Annotated in this window: 1 protein-coding gene and 1 pseudogene; both read right to left on the reverse strand. The window is 76.6% G+C overall.

Annotated elements, in window-relative coordinates; genetic code table 11:
- Positions 1-1,677, reverse strand: a pseudogene (locus MCBG_RS11915) (hypothetical protein); the annotation flags it as partial.
- A partial coding sequence (locus MCBG_RS11920) for an ABC transporter permease (protein WP_157560821.1) occupies positions 1,674-3,054 on the reverse strand: 1,381 nt, incomplete at its 5' end. The pseudogene MCBG_RS11915 and the gene MCBG_RS11920, both read right to left, overlap by 4 nt.

Consider the following 3,054-nt stretch of genomic DNA (forward strand, 5'->3'; position numbering starts at 1 on the left):
GCGGTGTCCGGCGCGAAGCGCTCCCCCGCGTACCAGCAGGTCACCGGCACGGCCCTGGGCGGCGGCGGTGTCCCGGCCGGTCTCGATGCCGGTGCACCCCCGCAGAACGCGGCGGTGGCGACGGCCAGCACCACCACGACCAGCGGCCCGGTGCTCGCGGCCCGGCCCGCGCGGGCGGCGCCGAGGAACGAGACGCTGCCGCGCGCCCGGGGGCGACGCGGCTGACCAGCCCAACGGCCAGGGGTACGCGCGCAGCGCCAGCAGCGCCGCCGCGATCGCCAGCAGCACCGGCACGGACACCAGCAGCGGGTCCACCGAACCGGCGGTGAGCCCGCGGCGGCGCAGCAGGAACGCGCCGAGCACGGCCAGCCCGAGCACCGCCACCTCGACGGTGAGCCGGACGGCGGGCGACCGGCCGCCGAGGTCGGAGCGGCCACCGGCGCGGCGGCCGACCGCGAGCGCGGCGAGTGGCGGCAGCAGCGTGGCCAGCAGCCCGGCGATCAGCACCCAGAGCCACGGCGACCCGGCGCCGGGCAGCAACCCGCCGAGCAGCCAGCCGATCCCGGCCGCGGCCGGCAGCACCAGCAGCGACTCGGCCAGACCGCGGCGCAGCACGTCACCGGTCGAGCCACCGCGGGCCCGGATCAGGTGGAACTCGGCGCGGCGTCGGTTCGCGGCCAGCCGGGCGGCCAGCAGCGTCAGCCCGGCCAGCGTGGCGAGCAGCCCGGCGGCGATGACCGCGAGCAGGGTACGCGCGGCGGCGAGCGAGTCGGCGAAGCGCCGCAGCGGGATGTCCACGCCCTGGCTGAGGGTCACCTTGACCTCGGTGGGCAGGGCCCGGTCCAGCCCGTCGACGCCGGCGATCAGCGCGTCGAGGCGGCCCGGTTCGAGCCGGTCCGGTGCGATCCGGTACCGCCAGCCGAAGGCCACCGGCCATTCCCCGGCGGTGATCGAGTTCAGACCCGCGTCGGCGGTGTACGCGACGCCCACGAACGGTTGGCCGTCGCCTTCCGGCGGGCTGAGCTTCAGCATCGACGGCAGCGTGTCCCAGACACCGCCGGCCGGGTCGTTCGGCCGCCACACGCCGACCAGGTCGACCGGGCGGGAGTTGAGCACGTTGTTGTCGGCGTCCAGCAGCGAGAGACGGAACCGGTCGCCGGCCGCGACGCCCAGCGTGGTGGCGATCGTCTCGGCGAGCGTCACCTCGATCGCGCCGGCCGGGGTGACGCCGCGTTCCGGCCACCGCCCGTCGACCAGGGTGGCCGCCTCCCGGATGCCGGTGCCGGCGCGCAGGTGCAGGTCGATCAGTCCCTTGTCGTCGCTGAGCGTCGGACCGCGCAGTCGCCCCGGGACGGTCTGCGCCGCGAACCAGCGCTCGCCGATCGTGTCGCGTACCTCGGCGGGCATCTTCTCCTCGATCGCCGCGAGCAGGGTCCCCCGGCTGGCGGCGACGGGCTGCTCCGAGGCGGGCACGACGTCCGGCGCGGTGCTGTACGTGAGGTCCCGGCGGGCCACCGGCTGACCGGCCACGTACTCGGTGAGCCCCTGCCCGGTCAGCCGGTCGGCGACCCGGGGCACGCCGGTGATCAACAGCGCGGTCACCAGGGTCAGGACGGCGAGCAGCAGGAACTGCCCCCCGTATGCGCGGACCCGGCGCGCGGCACCAGGAAGACTCATCGTTCTCCTCCGATCCGGAGCTGCGCGGCGGCGACCCGCTGGCGGATGCCGGTGGTGATGACGGCGGCGAAGGCGAGCGCGGCGAGCAGCAGCCCGGCGGCGGTCGCCCCGATCGGCACCCAGGGCACTGTGAAGACCGCCTCGGGCACCGGCCGTCCGGCGGCCGGGGTGAGGATCACCAGCGGCACCATGGTGGCCGCGACGAGGGCGCCGACCAGCAGCCCGACGCCGACTCCGATCGCGGCCAGGAAACCCTGCTCGGCGAGGTAGGCGCGGGCCAGCAGCCGGGTGTTCGCGCCGAGCGTGTTGAACACGGCCAGTTCGGTGAGCCGCCGCCGGGTGGTGGCCCACACGTCGACCGCCAGGCCGACCAGCGCCAGCAGCACCGACCCGAGCGCGGCGGCGAGCAGCCCGGTGCGGGCGCCCTGCCAGTACGGGTCCCCCGCGGCCTCCTCCGCCACGCGCTGCCGGTCCAGCAGCACCGTGCCGCCGACAGTGGCGAGGGCCTCGGTCGCGGCGGCGTGCCCGCCCGGCGTGGTACGCAGCCACCACTCGGCCACCGGCCGTATGCCTCCGCTGCGTTCCAGCAACTGGGTACCGGCGGTGGGCAGGTCCAGCAGCACGCCGTCGCCAGCGGTGCCGGGGATCGCGGCGACCTGGCCGACCACCGTGGCCTCGATCGTCACCTCGGAGACCGACAGCTTGACGGTGTCACCGGTCTGCACGCTCAGCGCGGCGGCGACCCCCGGTGTGATCAGCACCGGCACCGGCGGGTCCTCGGCCATGGGCACCACGGCGAACCGGGACGACGGCACCCGGGCGAACTGCAACAACCCCGCGGGCACGTCGAAGCCCTGCGTCGCGTCCACCTCGGTGGGGGTGGCCCGGGCGTCCCGGCGCGGCCCGCTGCCCGGGTCGATCACCCGCCAGGCCCCCTCCACCGGCAACGGCAGCGCCGCGCCGCCGCCGTCGGTGAGCCGCATGTCGCTGAGCAGCAGCCGGTACGAGTTGCCGGTGGCGTCGCCGCCGTCGGCCTCGAAACCGGTCAGACGCAGCGGGGCGCCGCCGGTGTCGGGCACTGGCACGGAGAAGCGCACCGGCCGTCCATTGCCGTCGGCCTCGGCCAGCCGGACCCGCCAGGTGGCCCCGGCGTCGGTGGCGAACAGCGCGGTCACGGCGACGCGCGGCCGGTCGTACATGCTCTCCACCGGGGTGCGGACGCTGCCGGAGAACGTCTTCGCCCCGGCCGGCAGGACACCGCCGACCGGCGCGCCCCGGCCGCGCGCGAGCCGGTCCAGCAGGGCGCCCGTGGACGCGCCGCCGTCGGCGTCGTCGAGCCGGATCATCCCCTTTCGCGGCGGCGCTCCAGGGCCACCA

It is taken from the genome of Micromonospora sp. M42 (genome assembly GCF_000568915.1).
Taxonomy (GTDB): Bacteria; Actinomycetota; Actinomycetes; order Mycobacteriales; family Micromonosporaceae; genus Micromonospora; species Micromonospora chalcea.